This window comes from Streptomyces sp. NPDC000878 (genome assembly GCF_053599695.1).
Genome location: NZ_JBSFMT010000015.1, coordinates 147,117 through 170,910, shown reverse-complemented (window position 1 = coordinate 170,910; position 23,794 = coordinate 147,117). Strand labels below are relative to the sequence as shown.

Below are 23,794 nucleotides of genomic sequence, written 5' to 3'. Positions count from 1 at the left end.
CGTACGGGGGGTGATGTTTCACGTGAAACATCACCGCCGTTTCACGGCCTCAGCCCTGCTCGGCCCACCACTCCTTCAGTGCCGCCACCGCCGCCTCCTGCCCCATCGGCCCGTTCTCCAGCCGCAGTTCCAGCAGGAACTTGTACGCCTGCCCGATCGCCGGCCCGGGCCCGACGCCCAGGATCTCCATGATCTGGTTGCCGTCGAGGTCGGGACGGATCGAGTCCAGCTCCTCCTGCTCCTGGAGCTGAGCAATGCGCTCCTCCAGGCCGTCGTACGCACGCGAGAGTGCCGTGGCCCTGCGCTTGTTCCGCGTGGTGCAGTCCGAGCGGGTCAGCTTGTGGAGGCGGTCGAGGAGAGGGCCCGCGTCCCGGACGTAACGGCGGACCGCCGAGTCCGTCCACTCTCCGGTGCCGTACCCGTGGAAACGCAGGTGGAGTTCAACCAGACGTGAGACGTCCTTCACCAGCTCGTTGGAGTACTTCAGCGCCGTCATCCGCTTCTTGGTCATCTTCGCCCCGACCACCTCGTGGTGATGGAACGAGACCCGCCCGTCCTCCTCGAAGCGACGCGTACGCGGCTTGCCGATGTCATGCAGCAGCGCGGCAAGGCGCAGGACGAGGTCGGGACCGTCCTGCTCCAGCTCGATCGCCTGCTCCAGGACGATCAGTGTGTGCTCGTAGACGTCCTTGTGCCGGTGGTGCTCGTCGCGCTCCAGGCGCAGGGCCGGCAGCTCGGGCAGTACGTGATCGGCGAGGCCGGTGTCCACCAGCAGCGTCAGGCCCTTGCGGGGGTGCGCGGACAGGACCAGCTTGTTCAGCTCGTCCCGCACCCGCTCGGCCGAGACGATCTCGATACGCCCGGCCATCTCGGTCATGGCGGTGACGACCTCGGGGGCCACCTCGAAGTCGAGCTGGGCGGCGAACCGCGCGGCCCGCATCATCCGCAGCGGGTCGTCCGAGAAGGACGCCTCGGGTGTGCCGGGGGTACGCAGCACACGCGCCGCGAGGTCCTCAAGTCCGCCGTGCGGATCGATGAACACCTTCTCCGGCAGCGCCACGGCCATCGCGTTCACCGTGAAGTCGCGCCGGACGAGGTCCTCCTCGATGGAGTCGCCGTACGACACCTCGGGCTTGCGCGAGGTCCGGTCGTACGCCTCCGACCGATAGGTGGTCACCTCGACCTGGTAGCCGTCCTTCTGGGCCCCGACCGTCCCGAAGGCGATCCCGACCTCCCACACCGCGTCAGCCCAGGGCCGCACGATCTTCAGTACGTCCTCGGGACGGGCGTCGGTCGTGAAGTCCAGGTCGTTGTCGACCCGCCCCAGCAGCGCGTCCCGGACGGAGCCGCCGACCAGGGCGAGGGAGAACCCGGCCCCCTGGAACCGGCGGGCGAGATCGTCTGCGACAGGGGCGATCCGCAGCAGTTCACTGACCGCGTGGCGCTGCCCCTGGCTCGGGGCGCTGGAGGTGTCTTCGTTGGCGTTCGGCACAACAGAAAAGGGTACGTGGCCCGGGCGACGGCCCGCGCCTTCATAAAACGTCCACGCACGCCACCGGGGACTCCTCCATCAATACACGCACATAGAGGACAGCCGGACGGTGTTCCACGATCTTGTGGAGCAGTCCGCGGCACTTACCCTCAGCGCGCATCGTTACCATGCGTGGACGCACATTCCGACGACCACTGACGACTAGGGACGGGCGAACGCGTGGCCGAGCCGGCAGACTTCCCGGGGCTGACTCCCTCTCCCGCGCGCCGGTGGTTCCGGCGGGCCGGAGTGCTGCTCACGGGGGCGCCCCTGCTGGCCGGTCTCCTCCAGCTCCCCGTCGGCCAGCCGGCATACGCCGCCGGGTCGGACCCGGTGGTCGTCTCCGTCGACACACTCACCCCCAGCGCCCCCACGGACGGGGACACGCTGACCGTGTCCGGCACGGTGACCAACAAGGGCAAGCGGACCGTCACCGACGCCCACGTGGACCTGCGTGTCGGACAGCTCCTGACCACCCGCTCGGGGATCGACGACGTCGCCGCGCGCACCGACTACGTACCGGGAGCCGACGGGACGGAGATCGGCGGGAAGTACGTCGAGAAGTTCTCGAAGCTCACTCCGGGCGTCTCCCAGCCGTTCACCATCTCCGTACCGGTCGACAAGCTGGACCTCGGCCAGGACGGCGTCTACCAGTTCGGTGTCTCGCTGTCCGGCGAGACCGCCACGGAACCGTACGAGCAGGTGCTCGGGATCCAGCGGACGTTCCTGCCGTGGCAGCCCGAGGAGGCGGACACCAGGACGCGGACGACGTATCTGTGGCCGCTGATCTCCACGGTCCACATGACGGCCGAGACCGGCCCGGGCGAGCAGCAGACACCCGTCTTCCTCAACGACGACCTCGCCACGGAGATCTCCCCGGGCGGACGCCTGGACCAGTTGCTCACCCTGGGCAAGGACCTCGACGTCACCTGGGTGATCGACCCCGACCTGCTGGCCTCCGTCGACGCGATGATCGGCACCTACGGCGTCCAGGGCGCCGACGGCACCAGTACACCCGGCACCGGTCGGGCGGTCGCCATGCAGTGGCTAGCCGAGCTCCAGGACGCGGTCGAGGGCAAGGAGGTCGTCGCCCTCCCCTTCGCCGACCCCGACCTCGCCTCCATCGCACACAACGGCAAGAACGTCACCGGCACGCTGAGCCACCTCAAGAGCGCCACGGATGTCGCCGCCAGCACGGTGGAGACGATCCTCCACGTCACACCGAGCACCGACTTCGCCTGGCCGGTGAACGGCGCCATCGACCCGTCGATCGTCAAGATCGCCACCTCGGCGGGCGCCGACAAGGTGATCGCGCGCAGCGACAGCCTCAAGGAGACCGGCGACCTCCCGTACACGCCCTCCGCCGCCCGCCCCGTCGGCGGCGGCACCACGGCGGTGGTCGCTGACACACGGCTGTCCACGGCCTTCCAGGGCGACATGACGAACGCCGACGGCTCCACGCTCGCGGTGCAGAAGTTCCTCGCCCAGAGCCTCACGACCACCCTCCAGACCAACAAGCAGCGCACCGTCGTCGTCGCCCCGCAGCGCATGCCGTCCACGAGCCAGGCCCAGACGATGGCGGAGGCGGTCACCGCCCTCCAGAACGCGAACTGGTCCCAGTCGCAGGACCTCACCGCGACCGCCGACACGAAGCCGGACCCGGGCGCCACCACCAAGGTGCCCTCGGCGTCCTCGTACCCCGCCACACTGCGCAGGCACCAGTTGCCGCAGTCGGCCTTCGCGCAGATCGCGACCACGCAGGACAAGCTCGACAACTTCAAGATCATCCTCACCGACCGGACCCGCGTGGAGACCCCCTTCGGGCGGGCCATCAACCGTGAGATGGCCACGTCCTGGCGCGGCCGGTCCGGCGCGGCGGACAGCTTCCGCAAGGGCGTGGAGTCGTACCTCGACGATCTGACCGACCAGGTCAAGCTGATCGAGAAGTCCGAGACGAAGCTATCCGGCGGCAGCGCCACGATCCCGGTGACCGTCCAGAACAACCTCGTCCAGCCCGTCGACAACCTCGTACTGCGGGTCACGTCGACGAACCCGACGCGGCTCAAGATCGGTGGCGAGGACTACCAGGAACAGCCTGTCGAGGTCTCCGGCGGGCACAGCCAGTCGGTGAAGTTCACCACGTCGTCCAACGCCAACGGCCCGGTCACGGTGATCGCCCAGCTGTACACGAAGGACGGCCAGAAGTACGGACCGGCCGTCACCTTCGACGTGAAGGTCACCGAGTTCACGGCCATGGTGATGCTGGTCATCGGCGGCGGCTTCCTGCTGCTCGTACTCGCCGGCCTGCGCATGTACACCCAGCGCAAGCGCGCCGCCGCCCGGCGCCCCGAGGAGTCCGGCCACGGATCCGAGGACGCGGCCACGGACGAGGACGACGGCACCGACAGGAACGACGAGAACCACGCCAGCCCCGAGAACCGTCCTCAGGGGGAGTCGGACACAGCGTTGCGGGCAGACGCCCCGGAGCAGCCGAGTGACCCGACGCCGGACACCGCACCGGAAAGCGCAGACCCGTCCGGGACGGGTGAGAGAGTGGACCGTTGAGCGATGTCGTGGCCGGTGGGCCCGGTGAACGATGAGGTGGGGTAACCATGAACGCGCCGTACGACGGTGACCGCGGTCAGGGCGCGGGCGACTCGGGCCACCCCGAGGGTCCGCCGCCCGAGCACGGCCAGGTGCCGGCGCAGCCCCCCGCCGACATGTACCTCCAGGACGCCTACACCCAGGATCCGTACCGGGCGCAGGACCTCTCCGCCCAGGACCCGGTGGCCGAGGCGCTCTACGACCGCGCCGCGCACCCTCCGCCGCCCCCCGGGACGTATCAGCCGCAGCCCCCGCTCTACGGACAGCCCGCCCCGTCGCCGAACGCCCCCGACCCCCAGGTCTGGGCCCAGACCCCGGCTCCCGAGCCGGACGGAGCCACGCAGTACCTGCCGTACGGCGACGACCCCCGCACCACCCAGTACGTGGGTGTCGACGCCCTGGTGACCCAGGCCGGGGAGGAACGGCACGAGCCGGACGCCTTCGCTCATCTCTTCCGGGACCAGCAGCAGGGCGGCGGACAGCAGCCCATGGAGCCTCCGGCGGTGCCCGGCCCGTCCCCCTCGCCCACCCCGGGCCACGGCCCCGCGCCGCAGGCGCAGACCCCGGCATCCGACGCCACGATGCAGCTCACCCCCAGAACAGCGCCCGCCCCCGCCGCGGCACCGGCGGCCCCCAAGAAGAGCGGTCGCGCCGCGGGGCTGCTGAAGTCGAGCGCCGTCATGGCGGCGGGCACGATGGTCTCCCGCCTCACCGGCTTCATCCGCTCCGCGCTGATCGTGTCGGCCCTCGGCCTCGGCATGCTGGGCGACTCCTTCCAGGTCGCCTATCAGCTGCCCACCATGATCTACATCCTGACCGTGGGCGGCGGCCTCAACTCCGTCTTCGTGCCGCAGCTCGTGCGCGCCATGAAGGAGGACGACGACGGCGGCGAGGCGTACGCCAACCGCCTGCTGACCCTCGTCATGGTGGCCCTCGGCACGCTCACCGCACTCGCGGTCCTCGCGGCCCCCCTGCTGGTGCGCGCCCTGTCGGTCAAGATCGCCGACGACCCGGCCGCCAACGAGGTCGCCGTCACCTTCACCCGCTACTTCCTGCCCACGATCTTCTTCATGGGCATCCACGTCGTGATGGGCCAGATCCTCAACGCGCGCGGCAAGTTCGGCGCGATGATGTGGACGCCGGTCCTGAACAACGTCGTCATCATCGTGACCCTCGGCATGTTCATCTGGGTGTACGGCAGCGCGGCGGACTCCGGCATGGGCGTCACCACCATCCCGCCGGAGGGCCAGCGGCTCCTCGGCATCGGCGTGCTGCTCGGCCTCGTAGTACAGGCCCTGGCGATGATCCCGTATCTGCGCGAGACCGGCTTCCGGATGCGGCTGCGCTTCGACTGGAAGGGCCACGGCCTCGGCAAGGCCGCGATGCTCGCCAAGTGGACGATCTTGTTCGTCCTCGCCAACCAGGCGGGCGCCCTCGTCGTCACCCAGCTGGCCACCGCCGCCGCGGGCGAGAACCCCAAGGTCCAGGGCACCGGCTTCGCGGCCTACGCCAACGCCCAGCTCGTCTGGGGCCTGCCCCAGGCCATCATCACGGTCTCCCTGATGGCGGCCCTGCTGCCCCGGCTGGCCCGCTCCGCCCACGAGGGCGACGCCGGCGCGGTCCGCGACGACATCTCCCAGGGCCTGCGCACCACCGCCGTCGCGATCGTGCCCATCGCCTTCGGCTTCGTGGCCCTCGGCATCCCGATGTGCACCCTGATCTTCGGCTCCTCGGGCACCACCGAGGCCACCAACATGGGCTTCATGCTGATGGCCTTCGCCCTCGGCCTGATCCCCTACTCCGTGCAGTACGTCGTCCTGCGCGCCTTCTACGCGTACGAGGACACCCGCACGCCCTTCTACAACACGGTGATCGTGGCCGCCGTCAACGCGACGGCCTCCGCCCTCTGCTTTTTCGTACTCCCGTCCCGCTGGGCCGTGGTCGGCATGGCGGCCTCGTACGGCCTCGCGTACGCGATCGGTGTCGGCGTCGCCTGGAACCGGCTGCGCAAGCGGCTGGGCGGCGACCTCGACGGCACCCGTGTCCTGCGGACGTACGCCCGGCTGGGCATCGCCTCGGTACCGGCCGCGCTGCTCAGCGGCACGGCCTGCTACGGCATCGGCCACACTCTCGGCCAGGGCGTCGGCGGCTCGTTCGCCTCCCTGCTCGGCGGCGGTGCCGTCCTGCTCGTCGTCTTCTATGTGGCCGCCCGCCGTATGCGCATTGAGGAACTCAACTCGTTGGTGGGTATGGTGCGCGGGCGACTGGGACGGTAAGTCGAGGGCACGCGCACAACCATCGTCCGCCACCGCGTGTCGTGCAGAGCGGCGGACTGTGGGCACAATTGGGTTTGGCGTCGGAAAGCTCGCATTGGATGGGGAGGCAGGAGCGACGGTGGCGGAACGGAGCACGGCTGCCGTCGACGTGGCAGACAACAGCGGCGACGAGCCGCTGACCGCGCAGGCGGACGAATCCACGGCCGACGGCGTGGCCCAGAATCGGGAGCGGGACACGGAGAACGACGAGGCACAGGGGAGCGGCGGGACCGAGAGTCCCGAAAAGGCCTCACCGCCCGAACTGCACAGCGGACACAAACTCGCCAAGCGATACCGCCTGGAGGAGTGCGTCACCCGTCTGGACGGATTCAGCAGTTGGCGCGCGGTCGACGAGAAGCTTCGTCGCGCCGTCGGCGTGCACATCCTGCCCGCGGACCACTCACGGGCGCGTTCCGTGCTGGCCGCGGCCCGCTCCTCGGCGCTGCTCGGCGACCCCCGCTTCGTGCAGGTCCTCGACGCCGTCGAGGAGAACGACCTCGTGTACGTCGTCCACGAGTGGCTGCCCGACGCCACGGAGCTGACCGCGCTCCTGGCCGCCGGCCCGCTGGAGGCGCACGACGCCTACCAGATGGTCAGCCAGATCGCCTCCGCGATGGCTGCCGCCCACCGTGAGGGCCTCGCGCATCTGCGCCTGACCCCGGGCACCATCCTGCGGAGTTCGTCCGGCCAGTGGCGCGTGCGCGGCCTCGCGGTCAACGCCGCGCTGCGCGGCATCACTTCCGACACCCCGCAGCGCACGGACACGGAGGCGATCGGCGCCCTGCTGTACGCCGCCCTCACCCAGCGCTGGCCCTACGAGAGCGACGCGTACGGCCTGTCCGGGCTGCCCAAGGGTGTCGGCCTCATCGCACCCGACCAAGTGCGGGCCGGAGTCCACCGCGGCCTGTCGGAACTCGCGATGCGCGCGCTCGCCAACGACGGCGCCACCGCCTCGCGGCACGAGTCCGCGTGCACGACGCCCGAGGAACTGGTCAAGGCGATCGGCGAGATGCCCCGCATCCGCCCGCCGGAGCCGGTGTTCACGGCCCCGCCCGAGTACCAGCGCACCACGTACCAGCAGGGCTCGTACGGCCGTCAGGCGCCCCGCCCGGGTGCCACACAGCCCCTGCCCAACCCGCCTCCCCCGCTGCAGAGCCGTACGGGCAAGGCGCTCAAGTGGGCCGTGTCGGCGCTGCTGATCGCCGCGCTGGGCCTGGGCAGCTGGCAGCTGGCGGACGCGCTCATCGAGCAGGGCAACAAGTCCGAGGACACCGACCAGACGCAGACAACGGACGGTGGAGACAAGAGCCCGGCGAAGCCTGTCAGCAAGCCGATCGCCATCGAGGGTGCCCGTGACTTCGACCCGCTCGGCGCGGACGGATCCGAGAATCCGGACGACATAGACAAGATCTACGACACCGCTGCGGGCACGTACTGGCAGACGAGCTACTACACCAGCTCCGACTTCGGACGGTTGAAGTCGGGCGTCGGAGTCATCCTCGATCTCGGCAAGGTCCAGCAGGTCGGAAAGGTGACCGTCACCTTCGTCGGTAACACTTCCGTCGAACTCCGCGCCGCCTCCGGGGACACCGGTACCGAGCCGACATCCCTCGACGATTACAACAAGGTGGCCGAGGGCTCGGGTGCGAGTGTGACGCTCAAGCCTGCCAAGTCCCTCAAGTCTCGCTATCTTCTGGTCTGGCTGACCGATCTCCCGAAGCAGGTGGACGACGGCCAGTTCCGCGGCAGGATCGTGGACGTCAAAGTGAGCAGCTGACAAGTGAAGGGGGAGGGGGTCCGATGGCAGATGGCAGCACATACGGTGACACAAGCGACCAGGACCTTCTCGCCCGGCATGTAGAAGGTGACCCCGACGCCTTCGGTGAGATCGTGCGTCGGCATCGTGACCGGCTCTGGGCGGTGGCCCTGCGGACGCTGGGGGACCGCGAGGAGGCCGCTGACGCCGTCCAGGACGCCCTCGTCTCCGCCTACCGGGCCGCCCACACCTTCCGCGGCCAGTCGGCCGTCACGACGTGGCTGCACCGCATCACGGTGAACGCCTGCCTGGACCGCGCCCGCAAGGCCGCCTCCCGCAAGACCTCACCGGTCGACGACACCGAACGGCTGGAGCAACTGCTCGAACCGCACGAGTCGGCGTCCGCCCCGGCCGAGCGCAACGATCTGCACCGCCAGCTCATCGAAGCCCTCGGCACCCTTCCGCCCGACCAGCGCGCCGCCCTCGTCCTGGTCGACATGCAGGGCTACCCGGTCGCGGAGGCCGCCCGCGTCCTCGACGTGCCCACCGGGACGGTGAAGAGCCGCTGCGCCCGGGGCAGAGCCAGACTGCTGCCGCTGCTCACCCATCTGCGGCCGGAAAACACCGGTGGCGGCAAGGAATCAGGTGATGGACGGAACCGGGCGCAGGGGACATCCGTCCCACCCGCAGCGGGACCAACGGATGCAGGGCCAAGCGATTCAACTGCTGTGAAGGGCGGAGGTGGGCGAGCGTGACATCAACGACCGACACGGCCGGGCATCCGGACGTCACGGAGATCTCCGACCTCACCGAAGGCCTGCTCACACCGTCCCGGACCGCAGACGTGGAACGGCATCTGGACGGGTGTGTCCTCTGCACCGACGTGTACACCTCCCTGGAGGAGATCCGCGGCCTCCTCGGCACCATGCCGGCCCCCGTGCGCATGCCCGACGACATCGCCGACCGCCTCGACGCCGCGCTCGCCGCCGAGGCCGATGTTTCACGTGAAACATCGGCTCCCGCCGACCGGCTCGCGGACCGTCCCACGGGTCACGCTCACGCGGCCACCGGGCCGGGGCGGAAGGACCGTGCGCGACGCGGGCGGCGCCGGACCATTGTCCTGAGCACCGTCTTCACCGCTGCCGCCCTGGGACTCGGCTCCCTGCTCGTGTCGTCGCTGGGCGACGACTCCAAGCAGCCCGAGGCCGCGAGCACGTTCTCCGGGCAGAAGGTCGAGACCCAGGTCGCGGAACTCCTCAAAGGCGGCAAGGTCAAGAACAGCCCCCGCAGCGGAGGGCCGTCAGTGGGCATCGAGTCCCATCCCAGTGAGCCGGGGACCAACGAACACGATGGCCTCATCTTCAACGTGCCTACAGTGCCCGACTGCGTCATGAAGGGCATCGGCCGCAAGGGCGCATCCGTCCTCGGGGTCAAGGAAGGCACCTACAACGGCACGGACGCGTACCTCGTTCTGCTGCCCGCAGCAAACGACGACACCCGCGTCACCGCCTACGTCGTCGACTCGGCTTGTGTGAAGCAGCCGTCGGTTCCAGGAGAGGTTCTGCTGACGCAGTCCTACGCGCGTCGCTGAGCGCGAACACCCTCCTCCCTCCGCGATATCCCGTACCGAGTGGCGCCTCTGTGTGCCCGGACACAGCGGGAATGCGGGCCCCGTAGGATCCGTTGGGTGGGGTGAGAGTTCTGAGAGAGGCTCCCACCGGTCGACGAAGCCGTCCAGAAACGAGGAAACACGCCGTGAGCGACGTCCGTAACGTGATCATCATCGGCTCAGGGCCTGCCGGCTACACGGCGGCGCTCTATACCGCACGCGCGTCGCTGAAGCCGCTGGTCTTCGAGGGCGCCGTCACTGCCGGCGGTGCGCTCATGAACACCACCGAGGTCGAGAACTTCCCCGGCTTCCAGGACGGCATCATGGGCCCCGACCTCATGGACAACATGCGGGCCCAGTCCGAGCGCTTCGGTGCCGAACTCGTTGCGGACGACATTGTCTCCGTCGACCTCACGGGTGACATCAAGACCGTCACGGACACCGCGGGCACCGTGCACCGGGCGAAGGCCGTCATCATCGCGACCGGCTCGCAACACCGCAAGCTCGGTCTGCCGAACGAGGACGCCCTGTCCGGCCGCGGTGTCTCCTGGTGCGCGACGTGTGACGGCTTCTTCTTCAAGGACCAGGACATCGCCGTGATCGGCGGCGGCGACACCGCGATGGAGGAGGCGACCTTCCTCTCCCGCTTCGCCAAGTCGGTGACGATCGTCCACCGCCGGGACAGCCTGCGCGCCTCCAAGGCGATGCAGGAGCGCGCCTTCGCCGACCCGAAGATCCGCTTCGTCTGGGACAGCGAGGTCGCCGAGATCCAGGGCGACCCGAAGCTCTCCGGACTGAAGCTACGCAACCTGAAGACCGGCGAGCTGTCCGACCTGGCCGTGACCGGCCTGTTCATCGCGATCGGCCACGACCCGCGCACCGAGCTTTTCAAGGGCCAGCTGGACCTCGACGAAGAGGGCTACCTGAAGGTCGAAGCTCCCTCGACCCGGACCAACCTGAGCGGTGTCTTCGGCGCCGGCGACGTGGTCGACCACACCTACCGCCAGGCGATCACCGCCTCTGGCACCGGCTGCTCCTCGGCTCTGGACGCCGAGCGCTTCCTCGCCGCCCTGGCGGACAACGAGGAGCAGGCCGAGCCCGAGAAGACCTCTGTCTGACCCCCATCCGCCCCACCGCAGTATCGAATTAAGGAGCCCCCTGTGGCCGGCACCCTGAAGAACGTGACCGACGACTCCTTCGACGAGGACGTCCTCAAGAACGACAAGCCCGTCCTGGTGGACTTCTGGGCCGCTTGGTGCGGACCGTGCCGTCAGATCGCGCCGTCCCTTGAGGCGATCGCCGCCGAGTACGGCGACAAGATCGAGGTCGTCAAGCTCAACATCGACGAGAACCCGGGTACGGCCGCCAAGTACGGCGTGATGTCCATCCCGACCCTGAACGTCTACCAGGGTGGCGAGGTCGCCAAGACCATCGTCGGCGCCAAGCCGAAGGCCGCGATCGTGCGTGACCTTGAGGACTTCATCGCCGAGTAGTTCGACGCAGCAGCCGATGTTTCACGTGAAACATCAGTGGGCCGGTCCGAAAGGACCGGCCCACTCGTCTTTTCCCAGCTCCTAGAGCGGCCGAAGCACCGGCTCCTTCTGTACTGCTCCCAGCAGTCGGTCGATCGCCAACTCGACGTCTTCCTTCCAGGAGAGCGTCGTCCGCAACTCCAGCCGGAGGCGCGGATGCACGGGATGGGGTCGCACCGTCTTGAAGCCCACGGCAAGCAGATGGTCGGCGGGCAGGACGCAGGCCGTCTCCTTCCACCGGGCGTCCCCGAAAGCCTCGATCGCCTTGAAGCCCCGTCGCAGCAAGTCCTTGGCGACCGTCTGCACCATCACGCGCCCCAGTCCCTGCCCCTGGTAGCCCGGCATGATGAAGGCGGTCATCAGCTGCACCGCGTCCGGCGAGACCGGGCTCGTGGGAAACGCCGTGGCGCGGGGAACGTAGGCCGGAGGGGCGTAGAGCACGAACCCCACCGGGTTGTCGTCGACGTAGACGACACGGCCGCAGGAACCCCAGTCGAGCAGGACGGCCGAGATCCACGCCTCCTTCTCCAGCGCGGGCGTGCCCGCCTTTACCGCGGCTTCCCCGCTGACGGGATCCAGCTCCCAGAAGACACACGCACGACAGCGCTTGGGAAGGTCCTGAAGGTTGTCCAGCGTGAGCGGTACGAGCCGACGCCCCATGAAGGCTGTTCCTCGCTTCCCTCGCCCGCAGCGTCGCGGGCGGCTGTCAGAGCGCTCCGTTCCCTGAGCAGACTGCCGACGAACCCGCCGACGGCGCCCAGTCCCAGACCCGCGCTCACCAGTCCGGTGCGGCTCACCGTTCGCATGGCCCTCGCCTCCTCAACTCAGAGGTGCTGCCAGGTGGATGCGCCATACCCGAACGCATCGTATCCACGAAGCGATTGCATCGATACTGCCTGAAAGCAAAGAGCGGGCCGTGTCCCGGTACACACCGGAACACGGCCCGCTCCGACCGCCGAACGAGCGGAAACCCGCCCGGCCGGTCGAGGCCTCAGTCCTCCGAGTCCTCGGAGTCGTCGTCCAGAAGGCTCTTCTGAAGGACCGGCCCCTCGCCCGGGGCAAGGCTGCTGAGGATGCGCTCCAGATCCTCCATCGAGGCGAACTCGACGGTGATCTTGCCCTTCTTCTGCCCGAGGTCGACCTTCACCCGCGTCTCGAAGCGGTCCGAGAGGCGGCCCGCCAGATCGGTCAGCGCCGGAGACACCAGGGCCCCCGCCCGCGGCCCCTTGGAACGCGCAGCCGACTTCGGCCGCGAGCCCATCAGGGTCACGATCTCCTCGACGGCCCGCACCGAGAGGCCCTCGGCCACGATCCGGTGGGCCAGTCGGTCCTGCTCCTCCGAGTCGTCCACGGAGAGAAGCGCCCTGGCGTGCCCGGCGGAGAGGACTCCGGCGGCGACACGGCGCTGGACCGCCGGCGAGAGTTTCAGCAGCCGCAGGGTGTTGGAGACCTGCGGACGGGAACGGCCGATCCGGTCCGCCAGCTGGTCGTGCGTGCAGTGGAAGTCCTGGAGCAACTGGTCGTAGGCTGCCGCCTCTTCCAGCGGGTTCAGCTGGGCCCGGTGGAGGTTCTCGAGCAGCGCGTCCAGGAGGAGCTTCTCATCCTCCGTGGCCCGGACAATCGCCGGGATCGCCTCAAGGCCAGCTTCGCGGCAGGCCCGAAAGCGGCGCTCGCCCATGATGAGCTCGTAGCGAGCGGGCCCCACCTGCCGTACGACGACGGGCTGGAGGAGACCGACCTCCCTGATGGAGGTGACCAGCTCCGCCAACGCGTCCTCGTCGAACACGTCACGCGGCTGACGCGGGTTCGGCGAGATGGAGTCGAGGGGCAGTTCGGCGAAGTGAGCACCGATGGGCGGCGCCGGTGCCTCCCCGAATTCGTTCGAGGAGAAGTCCTCTGTTTCACGTGAAACAGGCGGCAGCGTGGCCACCTTCGCCGCGGCCACTCCGCGCTCGGCGGTGAGTACGGGTACCGCCGCCGGTGAAGTGGAGGCTGAACCCCCCATCGCCGGTGGCGTCGGCCTGTCTCCGGTCGGTGCAGCAGGGATCAGTGCGCCGAGACCACGGCCCAACCCCCTCCGTCGCTCACTCACTGGATCCCCTCCACGAGGCTCTGTTCACTCTGTGCGCCGATATGGGCGTGCTGCGCGTCATAGCTGACGCCGACACCCTTCAGCGCGATTTCCCGGGCTGCCTCAAGGTAGGACAGGGCACCGCTCGATCCTGGATCGTAGGTGAGCACCGTCTGACCGTAGCTCGGCGCCTCGGAGATACGGACCGAGCGCGGAATGCTCGTCCGCAGCACCTCGTCGCCGAAGTGGTTGCGCACCTCGTCCGCGACCTGCGACGCAAGACGCGTCCGGCCGTCGTACATGGTGAGCAGGATCGTCGTTACATGCAGATCCGGGTTGAGGTGGGCCCGTACCAGATCGACGTTGCGCAGCAGCTGGCCCAGTCCCTCCAGCGCGTAGTACTCGCACTGGATCGGGATGAGGACCTCGGCGCCGGCGACCAGTGCGTTGACCGTCAGCAGACCGAGCGAGGGCGGGCAGTCGATGAGGATGTAGTCCAGAGGCTGTTCATACGCCTGGATCGCACGCTCAAGCCGGCTCTCTCGTGCCACCAGTGACACCAGCTCGATCTCCGCACCGGCGAGATCGATGGTGGCGGGTGCACAGAAGAGGCCCTCGACATCGGGGACCGGCTGAACGACTTCCGAGAGTGGCCTGCTGTCGATCAACACGTCATAGATAGAAGGAACATCGGCGTGATGGTCGATCCCCAGTGCCGTGGAAGCGTTGCCCTGAGGGTCGAGGTCCACGACCAGAACGCGAGCCCCGTGCAGGGCCAGCGAGGCGGCGAGGTTGACGGTTGTCGTCGTCTTCCCCACTCCGCCCTTCTGGTTGGCGACCACCATGACGCGGGTCTGCTCCGGCCGTGGCAGGCCTTCGCCGGCCCGCCCCAGAGCCTCCACCGCCAATTGGGCAGCACGACCGATGGGAGTGTCGTCCATCGGGGGCGGTGTTTCACGTGAAACATCCTCCCCAATCGACTCGGTTCGGGGACCGGGGACCGGATCGGTCATCGGTCCCGCGATGTTGGCGTTGGACCGCAAGGATTCACTCTCCTCGACTTCAGGCTCGCAATGAACAGAGCCTGCCATGTCTTCGGGGTCGCGAACCAGTGAGGCCTGGTGTTCTGTGGAGAAATCCACCTCTGTGGACAACTCCGTTACCTCTCCGGGTGAACGGAGAGGCTTTCGGTCGCGGGGGGCGGCCGCGGCCCGGCCGCGGCTGATGATGCCGTGCAGCAGTGAGCGACGTTTCACGTGAAACAAGATGCCTAGCTGCGAGGGCCACGGTGGCGCGACACTCCGAGATGTGTAGGTTTGACAGCTTGTGTGGAGTAAGGCTCGTCGTCAGTGCGGATCAACGAACGTGACGAAAAACTCCCGACTCAACGCCGACGCTCTCCACACCGACGCCCTCAGCGCCGACGACGTGTCCGTCCCGTCCGGGCAGCCTTGGCCCGCTTCGCCGCGAACCGCACCCCACCGGGACTCTCCCCGACCACGACCCGCACAACGGTGGACAGCGGGTCCACCACTCCCTCACCCACATGCAGGATGGACGTCTCGACCGCCCCGAGCTTGCTCAGCGCGGTGGACGAAGCCTTCAGCTCCTCCTCCGCGGTGTCCCCCTTGAGCGCGAGCATCTCCCCGTACGGACGCAGCAGCGGGATGCCCCAGGTGGCCAGCCGGTCCAGCGGAGCCACGGCACGCGCCGTCACCACATGGACCGGCTGAAGCGACCCCATGACCTCCTCGGCCCTCCCACGGACAACCGTCACATGGTCCAGGCCCAGCAGCTCGACGACCTCGGTGAGGAAGTTGGTCCGGCGCAGCAGGGGTTCGAGCAGCGTGATCTTCAGGTCCTCCCGGACCAGTGCCAGCGGAATACCGGGCAGACCGGCACCCGAGCCGACATCGCACACCGTGACGTTCTCGGGCACGACCTCCGAGAGCACCGCACAGTTCAACAGGTGCCGCTCCCACAGGCGGGGCACCTCACGCGGCCCGATCAGACCGCGCTGCACACCCGCCTCGGCGAGCAGCTCCGCGTATCGGACCGCGTCCGCGAAGCGATCGCCGAACACCTCGCGCGCCTCCTCGGGCGCCGGGGGAAGCTCCGCTGCCTCCGTCACGGGGGACCGTCCTTCCGTACCGCATGAGCGCACTGGGCGCTGATCACCAGGACTATCAGGGACCGGTGCTGTCGAGGACCACAAGGGGACGAACAGGGGGCCAACAGCTGCCGGGAACCAAGGCTGACAAAGTTCGGCCCCGCCTGCGCAACAGACGGGGCCGGAGGGACGTACGTACCGGTCAGGCGGGAAGGACGACGACGAAGCGCTGGGGCTCCTCGCCCTCGGACTCGCTGCGCAGGCCGGCGGCCTTCACCGCGTCGTGCACGACCTTGCGCTCGAACGGGGTCATCGGCTTCATCTTGACGGGCTCGCCGGAGCTCTTGACCTCGGCCGCGGCCTTGGCGCCCAGCTCCGAGAGCTCCTCGCGCTTCTTGGCACGGTAGCCCGCGATGTCGAGCATCAGTCGGCTGCGGTCCCCGGTCTCCCGGTGCACGGCCAGGCGCGTGAGCTCCTGGAGTGCCTCCAGCACCTCGCCGTCCCGGCCGACCAGCTTCTGCAGGTCGCGGCTGCCCGCGTCGCTGATGATCGAGACAGCGGCGCGGTCGGCCTCGACATCCATGTCGATGTCGCCGTCGAGGTCGGCGATGTCCAGCAGACCCTCAAGGTAGTCCGCCGCGATCTCGCCCTCCTGCTCCAGGCGGGACAGGGTGTCGACACCCTCTGCTGCGGCGGAGGTGGTGGTGCCTTCCGTCACGGGATGGACTCCTTCTTACTTCTTGGACGGGGACTTGGGGCGCTGCGGACCCTTGCGCTGTCCGGACTGGGCCTTGCTGCGGCCACCGGAGCCGGGCTTGGAGGCTGCCTGCTTGGCGGCTCCTCCGGCCGGCTTGGCGTCCTCGGGCTCGTCGGACTTGATCAGCGACGTGGTGGGGGTGTCCGGATCGGCACCGCCCGCGGGCTTGGGGCCGCCCGACTGACGCTGGGACTTGCTCTGACGCTTGGGCTGCTGGCGCTTGGCGGTGCCGGTGGCGGGCGTACCGTCCTCGGTCTCGGTGACCTCCGGGTTCACGCCCTTCGTCACCGTGCCGTCGGCCTGGGCCGCCAGACCCGCCTTGTTCAGACCGTTGATGAACTTGCGCTCGAACTCGTTGCGGTCACGGCCCTTGGAGACGATGGCCTTCACGATGGCACGCTCACCGCGGCTGCGGGTCTTGCCGTGCTGCGTGACGTGCTTGTGCAGGCGCTCCAGGTAGGCGGCCTGAGCCTTGCTGCCCGGGGTCGGGTTGTTGCGGATGACGTACATCTGCTGGCCCATGGTCCACACGTTGGTGGTCAGCCAGTAGACGAGGACACCGACCGGGAAGTTGATGCCGAAGACGGCGAACATGATCGGGAAGACGTACATCAGCATCTTCTGCTGCTGCATGAACGGCGTCTTCACCGTGGTGTCGACGTTCTTCGTCATCAGCTGGCGCTGCGTGTAGAACTGCGACGCCGACATCAGGACGATCATGACCGCGGTGACGATGCGGACGGTGGTCAGCGAGGCGTCGAGCGCCGTGACGTCAGCCGCGCTGTCCGTGAACTTCGCGGCCAGTGGAGCGCCGACGATATGCGCCTTCTGCGCGCTCTCCAGCAGTCCCTGGTTGATGACACCGATCGTGTCGTTGTTCGCGATGCTGTTGAGCACGTGGTACAGCGCGAAGAAGAACGGCGACTGCGCCAGGATGGGAAGGCACGAGGAGAGCGGGTTGGTACCCGTCTCCTTGTACAGCTTCATCATCTCTTCGGACTGGCGCTGCTTGTCGTTCTTGTAGCGCTCCTGGATCTTCTTCATCTCGGGCTGCAGTGTCTGCATGGCCCGGGTCGCCTTGATCTGCTTCACGAAGAGCGGGATCAGGCAGATGCGGATCAGGATCACCAGGGACACGATGGACAAGCCCCAGGCCCACCCGGTGTCGTCGCCGAAGATCGCGCCGTACACGCTGTGGAACTGGACGATGACCCAGGAAACGGGTGTCGTGATGAAGCTGAAAATACTGGCAATCGTGTCCACTAATCATGCTCCTTGGACATGGGACGGGGTCTCGGCGGCCGGGCTCGAAGGATTCTGCCCCTTGATGGCCGCGCCGGCGGCGGAGGTCCCGCCCTTGCGTGCATGCCAGGCGTTGCGCAGCATTTCGTGCCACCGCGGACGCTTGCGCGGCGGGACATGGTCCACACCGCCGAGCGACCACGGGTTGCACCGCAGGATGCGCCAAGCCGTGAGTGCCGTTCCCTTGACCGCGCCGTGCCGGTCGATGGCCGTATGGCCGTAGTGGGAGCACGACGGGTAGTACTTGCAGACCGGCCCGAGCAGCGGACTGATCGTCCACTGGTACAGCTTGATCAGAGCCAGTAGCGGGTACTTCATCGCGCGCCCCCTCCCAGCAGCCGCTGCAGAGCGGCGTCCAGGTCTCGGGCCAGCTGTGCATGGTCGGCATCGCCCGCACCGGGCAACGCTCGTACGACTACCAGGCTACCGGGGGGCAGCTCGGCGACTCTGTCCCGCATCAGGTGGCGAAGCCTGCGCTTCACCTTGTTGCGGACGACCGCGCCGCCCACTGCCTTGCTGACGACGAAACCCGCACGCGTCGGGGGAGCGCTCTCCCCAGGCGCGTGCGGGTCCGTGGTACCGCTACGAAGATGGACGACGAGAAGCGGGCGGCCGGCCCGGCGACCCCGTCGTACCGCGGTCGCGAAGTCCTCGCGCCGCCTCAGCCGATGCTCGGTAGGCAGCACGACGTCATGACCTGATCAGGATCAGGCGGACAGGCTCGCGCGACCCTTGCCACGGCGGTTCGCGAGAATCGCGCGACCGGCACGGGTACGCATCCGCAGGCGGAAACCGTGGGTCTTCGCGCGGCGACGGTTGTTCGGCTGGAAGGTGCGCTTGCTCACTCGGGGGCTCCAGAAAGAATCGGTAGGTACCGGGGTGCCGTCTTGGCTGTCACCGTGCGCCCACGAGTAGCTCGCTTACGCCCGAGTGCACCGCTCCCGATCACTGGAAGGTGCCCTGGTGGGAGCACTTGTTGGTGATCTATGCCCATCGGAGGCAGGCGGCAGCAGCCATCGACAACTCGACCTGGTCACGGTACGCGGGGCTACGCCATCCGGTCAAACCAGCACCCGGGGCGAGACACTATCCACAGCCTGGGGACAACAACTTGAACCGCACCCGTCGCCCTGACTACCTTGGCCGGACTCCCATTCGCCCGTCCCACCCGATGTACATCCCGATACGTCCCAGAACCACACGTTCGTGGGACCCGCGAGAGAGCGTGCCCTGTGGCTGACGTACCTGCCGATCTTGCCGCAGTGTGGCCACGAGTGCTCGAACAACTCCTCGGTGAGGGCCGTGGACAGGGCGTCGAGGTGAAGGACGAGCGCTGGATCAGGCGCTGTCAGCCGCTGGCCCTGGTCGCGGACACCGCACTGCTCGCCGTACCGAACGAATTTGCGAAAGGCGTGCTCGAAGGCCGCCTCGCGCCGATCGTCAGCGAAACCCTCAGCCGCGAGTGCGGCCGGCCGATCCGTATCGCGATCACCGTGGACGACTCCGTCGGCGAGCCCTCCCCGCCCGCGCCCCCCGCCCCGCCGCAGTCGCGCTACGAGGAGCCCGAGCTGCCGTCGGCCCGCGACCCGTACCAGGGGTACGGCCGCCATCGCGCCGACGACCACTCCCAGACGCGCGACGGCCAGCAGCCCTCCCACGGGGACCAGCTCCCCACCGCCCGCCCGGCCTACCCCTCCGAGTACCAGCGCCCCGAACCCGGCGCCTGGCCCCGGACCACCCAGGACGACTACGGCTGGCAGCAGCCCCGGCTCGGCTTCCCGGAGCGCGACCCGTACGCCTCACCGTCCTCGGACTACCGCCCCCAGCCGCCGCGCGACCGCTCCCCGTACGAACAGCAGCGGTCCGAATACGAGCAGCAGCAGTCCGAGTACGGCCAGCAGCGCAACGACTACGAACAGCAGCGCTCGGAGTACGAGCAGCGCGACAACCGCCGCGACCTCTCGGAGTCCCCGTCGGGCGGCGGCCACGCACACCGGGGCGGACCCGGCGGCTCCATGCGCCCCGGCGGAGGCGCACCCGGCCCGTCGGCTTCGCGGCAGAGCCCGGCGCAGGGCCCCGGCGAACCCACGGCACGCCTCAACCCCAAATACCTGTTCGACACCTTCGTCATCGGGGCGTCGAACCGTTTCGCCCACGCGGCGGCCGTCGCCGTCGCCGAGGCACCCGCGAAGGCGTACAACCCCCTCTTCATCTATGGGGAGTCGGGGCTCGGCAAGACGCACCTCCTGCACGCGATCGGGCACTACGCGCGGAGCCTCTACCCCGGCACGCGCGTGCGGTACGTCAGCTCGGAGGAGTTCACCAACGAGTTCATCAACTCCATCCGCGACGGCAAGGGCGACAGCTTCCGCAAGCGCTACCGCGAGATGGACATCCTGCTCGTCGACGACATCCAGTTCCTCGCGGACAAGGAGTCGACGCAGGAGGAGTTCTTCCACACCTTCAACACGCTCCACAACGCGAACAAGCAGATCGTGCTCTCGTCCGACCGGCCGCCCAAGCAGCTGGTGACGCTTGAGGACCGGCTGCGGAACCGTTTCGAGTGGGGACTGATCACCGACGTCCAGCCGCCCGAGCTGGAGACGCGCATCGCGATCCTCCGTAAGAAGGCGGTCCAGGAGCAGCTCAACGCCCCGCCGGAGGTCCTGGAGTTCATCGCCTCCCGCATCTCGCGCAACATCCGCGAGCTGGAGGGGGCGCTGATCCGGGTGACGGCGTTCGCGTCGCTCAACCGGCAGCCGGTGGACCTCGGCCTCACCGAGATCGTCCTGAAGGACCTGATCCCCGGCGGCGAGGACTCGACCCCCGAGATCACCGCGCCGGCCATCATGGCGGCGACCGCCGACTACTTCGGCCTCACGGTCGAGGACCTCTGCGGCAGCTCACGCGGCCGTCAGCTGGTCACGGCCCGCCAGATCGCCATGTACCTGTGCCGCGAACTCACGGACCTGTCCCTGCCGAAGATCGGCGCGCAGTTCGGCGGCCGTGACCACACGACCGTCATGCACGCCGACCGCAAGATCCGTGCGCTGATGGCCGAGCGCCGCTCCATCTACAACCAGGTCACCGAGCTGACCAACCGCATCAAGAACGGCTGACAGCAGCGCGGTCACCCCACCGAGGGCGCCCCGGGACGAGTTCCCGAGGGCGCCCTTCGGCGTTCTCCGGCAGCTCTCTGAAGGGTTCCTGGAGGGTTCCCGCCCGTTCTCCCGCCGTTCCCGGTGCCCGTCGGCCGTTGCCGGGCCGCAACCCGCTGTTCGAATGCGGGCCGAGTTACGGCCACCCTCCACAGATTTGGTGACTTTCTCGCGTCCACACCCTGGGGACCGGGAAGTTGTCCAGACTGTGTCCACAGGCAAGGCTGGTGATAGACCATCAGACCAGGTCAGGTGGTTGTGGATTGGTGGACAAAAGATCTCCACAGGCTGTGGACGAAGAAATGATCCACAGGCTGTGCACGGAGTTGTCCACCGACGGCCCACAGGCTGCGGCCGGTTGTCCCCAGCGATCACCGGCTTCTCCACACCTCTGTCCACTGTTCGGCAACACGACGCGCCTCCTCACCGTGTCGAGTGAAAGGCGTCACACGAAGGTGCCGGGTTGGGCTGTGGGAAAGGTGGGTAAAGCTGGGGACGGCGCTGGGGAGAAGTGACCCCCGCCTGTGCATGGGGTGTGCAGAACTTTCTGTTCTCCACAGAGAGGGCGAGTTATCCACCGCCTCCACCCACAGGGTCAGTGGACAAAATCTCCCGCCTGAGCTGCGAAAACGGGGTTATCCACGGTATCCACAGCCCCTACTACTACTGACAACTAGAGAGAGCTCGGAATCCGTTTCGAAGCGGGTCCTGTGCACAACTCGCTGTCGGGAGCCCGGCTGCCCCTCGTCACGACTTGACCCCGACAGGCACCTACTGTCAGTGCCGTGCGTCAGACTGTTCCCCGGTGTCCTTCCCAGCACGGGGACCGACGACACCGAGACAGACGACGAAGCCAGGCAGGCCGAGAAGCGCCGGCAACAGCAGGAGGCGGCAACAGTGAAGATCCGGGTGGAACGCGACGTACTCGCGGAGGCAGTTGCCTGGGCGGCGCGCAGCCTCCCGGCCCGTCCGCCGGCCCCTGTCCTCGCCGGGCTGCTGCTGAAGGCCGAGGAAGGCCAGCTGAGCCTGTCGAGCTTCGACTACGAGGTCTCCGCGCGGGTCTCGGTCGAGGCCGAGGTCGAGGAGGAGGGCACGGTCCTGGTGTCCGGCCGCCTCCTCGCCGACATCTGCCGCGCCCTGCCCAACCGCCCGGTGGAGATCTCCATGGACGGCGTACGGGCGACGGTGGTGTGCGGCTCCTCCCGCTTCACGCTCCACACACTGCCTGTGGAGGAGTACCCGGCGCTGCCGCAGATGCCCACCGCGACCGGCACGGTGCCCGGTGAGGTCTTCGCGTCCGCCGCCGCCCAGGTGGCCATCGCGGCCGGCCGTGACGACACGCTGCCCGTCCTCACCGGTGTGCGCATCGAGATCGAGGGCGACCGGGTCACGCTGGCGTCCACCGACCGCTACCGCTTCGCGGTCCGTGAGTTCCTGTGGAAGCCGGAGGACCCGGAGGCGTCCGCGGTGGCCCTGGTGCCCGCCAAGACGCTCCTGGACACCGCCAAGGCCCTCACGAGCGGCGACAGCGTGATCCTGGCGCTGTCCGGCTCGGGTGCGGGCGAGGGCCTCATCGGTTTCGAGGGCGCGGGCCGCCGTACGACGACCCGGCTCCTGGAGGGCGACCTCCCGAAGTACCGCTCGCTGTTCCCGACGGAGTTCAACTCCATCGCCGTGATCGAGACCGCCCCCTTCGTGGAGGCCGTCAAGCGTGTGGCCCTGGTGGCCGAGCGGAACACCCCGGTGCGGCTCAGCTTCGAGCAGGGCGTGCTCATCCTGGAGGCCGGTTCCAGCGACGACGCACAGGCTGTGGAAAGGGTCGACGCCCAGCTGGAGGGCGACGACGTCTCGATCGCCTTCAACCCGACGTTCCTGCTGGACGGCCTGAGCGCCATCGACTCCCCGGTCGCCCAGCTCTCCTTCACGACGTCCACGAAGCCCGCGCTGCTCAGCGGCAAGCCGGCCGTGGACGCCGAGGCGGACGAGGCGTACAAGTACCTGATCATGCCGGTGCGCCTGAGCGGCTGAGCGGCTCCGGAAGGACACCGCAGGTGTGGGCATACGTTTGAGCGCGTATGCCCACAGATGTGCGTGAGCGTCCGGGTTTAGGCTCGGACGTGGGTACGAGCAACAGGAGTGCCCTCATGCCACGTCGCAACCTAAGGAACAACTGATGCAGCTCGGTCTCGTCGGCCTCGGCAAGATGGGCGGCAACATGCGCGAGCGGATCCGCCGCGCAGGCCACACCGTCGTCGGATACGACCGCAACCCGGACGTCGCCGATGTCCACAGCCTCAAGGAGCTTGTGGACGGGCTCAGCGCCCCGCGGGTGGTGTGGGTGATGGTCCCGGCCGGCGCCCCGACCCAGTCCACCGTAGACGAGCTGGCCGAGCTGCTTGAGCCCGGTGACGTCGTCGTGGACGGCGGCAACTCGCGCTGGACGGACGACGAGAGGCACGCGGAGGAGCTGGCGGCCAAGGGCATCGGCTTCGTCGACTGCGGTGTCTCCGGGGGCGTCTGGGGCCTGGAGAACGGCTACGCGCTGATGTACGGCGGCGACGCCGAGGACATAGCCAAGGTCGAGCCGGTCTTCGACGCCCTCAAGCCCAAGGGCGACTTCGGGGCGGTGCACGCGGGCAAGGTGGGCGCCGGGCACTTCTCGAAGATGGTCCACAACGGCATCGAGTACGCCATGATGCAGGCCTACGCCGAGGGCTGGGAGCTCCTCGAGAAGGTCGACTCCGTCACGGATGTGCGCGAGGTCTTCCGGTCCTGGCAGGAGGGCACCGTGATCCGTTCCTGGCTGCTCGACCTGGCGGTCAACGCCCTCGACGAGGACGAGCACCTGGACAGGCTGCGCGGGTTCGCCGCGGACTCCGGGGAGGGCCGCTGGACCGTGGAGGCCGCGATAGACCACGCCGTTCCGCTGCCCGCGATCACCGCGTCGCTGTTCGCGCGGTTCGCGTCCCGGCAGGACGACTCCCCGCAGATGAAGATGATCGCAGCGCTGCGCAACCAGTTCGGCGGCCACGCGGTCGAGGCGAAGTAA

General features: G+C 68.4%; 20 protein-coding genes. 10 read left to right on the top strand and 10 right to left on the bottom strand.

The features are described from left to right. Nucleotides 1-49 precede the first annotated feature (49 nt). Nucleotides 50-1,492: a CCA tRNA nucleotidyltransferase gene (locus ACWDR4_RS16660; protein ID WP_450409083.1), complete on the bottom strand. Its 1,443-nt coding sequence runs from the start codon at nt 1,490-1,492 to the stop codon at nt 50-52. 219 nt (nt 1,493-1,711) lie between these two features. Here ACWDR4_RS16660 and ACWDR4_RS16655 point away from each other — a divergent pair, with 219 nt between their 5' ends. From ACWDR4_RS16655 to trxA, 7 genes are all read left to right on the top strand, one after another. Further along, nucleotides 1,712-4,096, top strand: a complete 2,385-nt coding sequence (locus ACWDR4_RS16655) for a DUF6049 family protein (protein WP_450409081.1) — start codon at nt 1,712-1,714, stop codon at nt 4,094-4,096. A gap of 47 nt (nt 4,097-4,143) precedes the next feature. Beyond that, complete coding sequence (gene murJ, locus ACWDR4_RS16650; protein ID WP_450409079.1) at nt 4,144-6,411, top strand: murein biosynthesis integral membrane protein MurJ; 2,268 nt, start codon at nt 4,144-4,146, stop codon at nt 6,409-6,411. Between the two features lie 118 nt (nt 6,412-6,529). Continuing rightward, nucleotides 6,530-8,227 (top strand): protein kinase family protein, encoded by a 1,698-nt coding sequence (locus ACWDR4_RS16645; RefSeq protein WP_450409077.1) that lies wholly within the window; start codon nt 6,530-6,532, stop codon nt 8,225-8,227. Between the two features lie 23 nt (nt 8,228-8,250). Then, entirely contained in the window at nt 8,251-8,961 is a 711-nt protein-coding gene (gene sigM / locus ACWDR4_RS16640; RefSeq protein WP_450409076.1) for an RNA polymerase sigma factor SigM, read from the top strand. Then, nucleotides 8,958-9,797 (top strand): hypothetical protein, encoded by an 840-nt coding sequence (locus ACWDR4_RS16635; protein ID WP_450409074.1) that lies wholly within the window; start codon nt 8,958-8,960, stop codon nt 9,795-9,797. Before sigM ends, ACWDR4_RS16635 begins: the two co-directional genes overlap by 4 nt. Nucleotides 9,798-9,961: 164 nt before the next feature. Then, entirely contained in the window at nt 9,962-10,933 is a 972-nt protein-coding gene (gene trxB, locus ACWDR4_RS16630; RefSeq protein ID WP_450409072.1) for a thioredoxin-disulfide reductase, read from the top strand. Between the two features lie 42 nt (nt 10,934-10,975). Beyond that, nucleotides 10,976-11,308, top strand: a complete 333-nt coding sequence (trxA, locus tag ACWDR4_RS16625) for a thioredoxin (RefSeq protein ID WP_042163195.1) — start codon at nt 10,976-10,978, stop codon at nt 11,306-11,308. A gap of 81 nt (nt 11,309-11,389) precedes the next feature. Here trxA and ACWDR4_RS16620 read toward each other — a convergent pair whose 3' ends face one another. The 9 genes from ACWDR4_RS16620 to rpmH form a co-directional block, all read right to left on the bottom strand. Further along, nucleotides 11,390-12,007, bottom strand: coding sequence for a GNAT family N-acetyltransferase (locus tag ACWDR4_RS16620; RefSeq protein ID WP_450409070.1), 618 nt, complete (start codon nt 12,005-12,007; stop codon nt 11,390-11,392). Nucleotides 12,008-12,338: 331 nt separating this feature from the next. Then, a complete protein-coding gene (locus ACWDR4_RS16615; RefSeq protein ID WP_450409068.1) occupies nt 12,339-13,439 on the bottom strand; it encodes a ParB/RepB/Spo0J family partition protein in 1,101 nt (366 codons plus the stop codon). Beyond that, nucleotides 13,436-14,509: an AAA family ATPase gene (locus ACWDR4_RS16610; RefSeq protein WP_450409097.1), complete on the bottom strand. Its 1,074-nt coding sequence runs from the start codon at nt 14,507-14,509 to the stop codon at nt 13,436-13,438. Before ACWDR4_RS16610 ends, ACWDR4_RS16615 begins: the two co-directional genes overlap by 4 nt. Nucleotides 14,510-14,832: 323 nt before the next feature. After that, nucleotides 14,833-15,549, bottom strand: a complete 717-nt coding sequence (gene rsmG / locus ACWDR4_RS16605) for a 16S rRNA (guanine(527)-N(7))-methyltransferase RsmG (RefSeq protein WP_450409066.1) — start codon at nt 15,547-15,549, stop codon at nt 14,833-14,835. Nucleotides 15,550-15,730: 181 nt separating this feature from the next. Continuing rightward, nucleotides 15,731-16,246: a Jag family protein gene (locus ACWDR4_RS16600; RefSeq protein WP_369029137.1), complete on the bottom strand. Its 516-nt coding sequence runs from the start codon at nt 16,244-16,246 to the stop codon at nt 15,731-15,733. 15 nt (nt 16,247-16,261) lie between these two features. After that, entirely contained in the window at nt 16,262-17,548 is a 1,287-nt protein-coding gene (gene yidC / locus ACWDR4_RS16595; RefSeq protein WP_450409064.1) for a membrane protein insertase YidC, read from the bottom strand. A 3-nt stretch (nt 17,549-17,551) separates the two neighbouring features. Then, complete coding sequence (gene yidD, locus ACWDR4_RS16590) at nt 17,552-17,905, bottom strand: membrane protein insertion efficiency factor YidD (protein ID WP_450409062.1); 354 nt, start codon at nt 17,903-17,905, stop codon at nt 17,552-17,554. Next, nucleotides 17,902-18,273, bottom strand: a complete 372-nt coding sequence (gene rnpA, locus ACWDR4_RS16585) for a ribonuclease P protein component (RefSeq protein ID WP_235476823.1) — start codon at nt 18,271-18,273, stop codon at nt 17,902-17,904. The genes yidD and rnpA overlap by 4 nt, the downstream gene beginning before the upstream one ends. Before the next feature lie 21 nt (nt 18,274-18,294). Next, a complete protein-coding gene (gene rpmH / locus ACWDR4_RS16580; RefSeq protein WP_006381191.1) occupies nt 18,295-18,432 on the bottom strand; it encodes a 50S ribosomal protein L34 in 138 nt (45 codons plus the stop codon). A 387-nt stretch (nt 18,433-18,819) separates the two neighbouring features. Between rpmH and dnaA the strand changes: the two genes are divergently transcribed. The 3 genes from dnaA to gnd all read left to right on the top strand — a co-directional run bounded on the left by dnaA (nt 18,820) and on the right by gnd (nt 23,794). Further along, the gene (gene dnaA / locus ACWDR4_RS16575; RefSeq protein ID WP_450409060.1) at nt 18,820-20,706 is read left to right on the top strand and encodes a chromosomal replication initiator protein DnaA; all 1,887 of its coding nucleotides are present in this window, start codon (nt 18,820-18,822) and stop codon (nt 20,704-20,706) included. A gap of 936 nt (nt 20,707-21,642) precedes the next feature. Further along, complete coding sequence (dnaN, locus tag ACWDR4_RS16570) at nt 21,643-22,773, top strand: DNA polymerase III subunit beta (protein ID WP_105970234.1); 1,131 nt, start codon at nt 21,643-21,645, stop codon at nt 22,771-22,773. Between the two features lie 145 nt (nt 22,774-22,918). After that, nucleotides 22,919-23,794 carry a phosphogluconate dehydrogenase (NAD(+)-dependent, decarboxylating) gene (gene gnd / locus ACWDR4_RS16565; RefSeq protein WP_450409058.1) on the top strand — a complete coding sequence of 292 codons (876 nt, stop codon included), beginning with the start codon at nt 22,919-22,921 and terminating at the stop codon, nt 23,792-23,794.

Excerpts from the sequence above, each read along its gene's own strand:
- murJ (WP_450409079.1), top strand. The coding sequence starts at position 4,144 with ATGAACGCGCCGTACGACGGTGACCGCGGTCAGGGCGCGGGCGACTCG.
- sigM (WP_450409076.1), top strand. The coding sequence starts at position 8,251 with ATGGCAGATGGCAGCACATACGGTGACACAAGCGACCAGGACCTTCTC.
- ACWDR4_RS16620 (WP_450409070.1), bottom strand. The coding sequence starts at position 12,007 with ATGGGGCGTCGGCTCGTACCGCTCACGCTGGACAACCTTCAGGACCTT.
- ACWDR4_RS16610 (WP_450409097.1), bottom strand. The coding sequence starts at position 14,509 with ATGGCAGGCTCTGTTCATTGCGAGCCTGAAGTCGAGGAGAGTGAATCC.
- yidD (WP_450409062.1), bottom strand. The coding sequence starts at position 17,905 with ATGAAGTACCCGCTACTGGCTCTGATCAAGCTGTACCAGTGGACGATC.
- gnd (WP_450409058.1), top strand. The coding sequence starts at position 22,919 with ATGCAGCTCGGTCTCGTCGGCCTCGGCAAGATGGGCGGCAACATGCGC.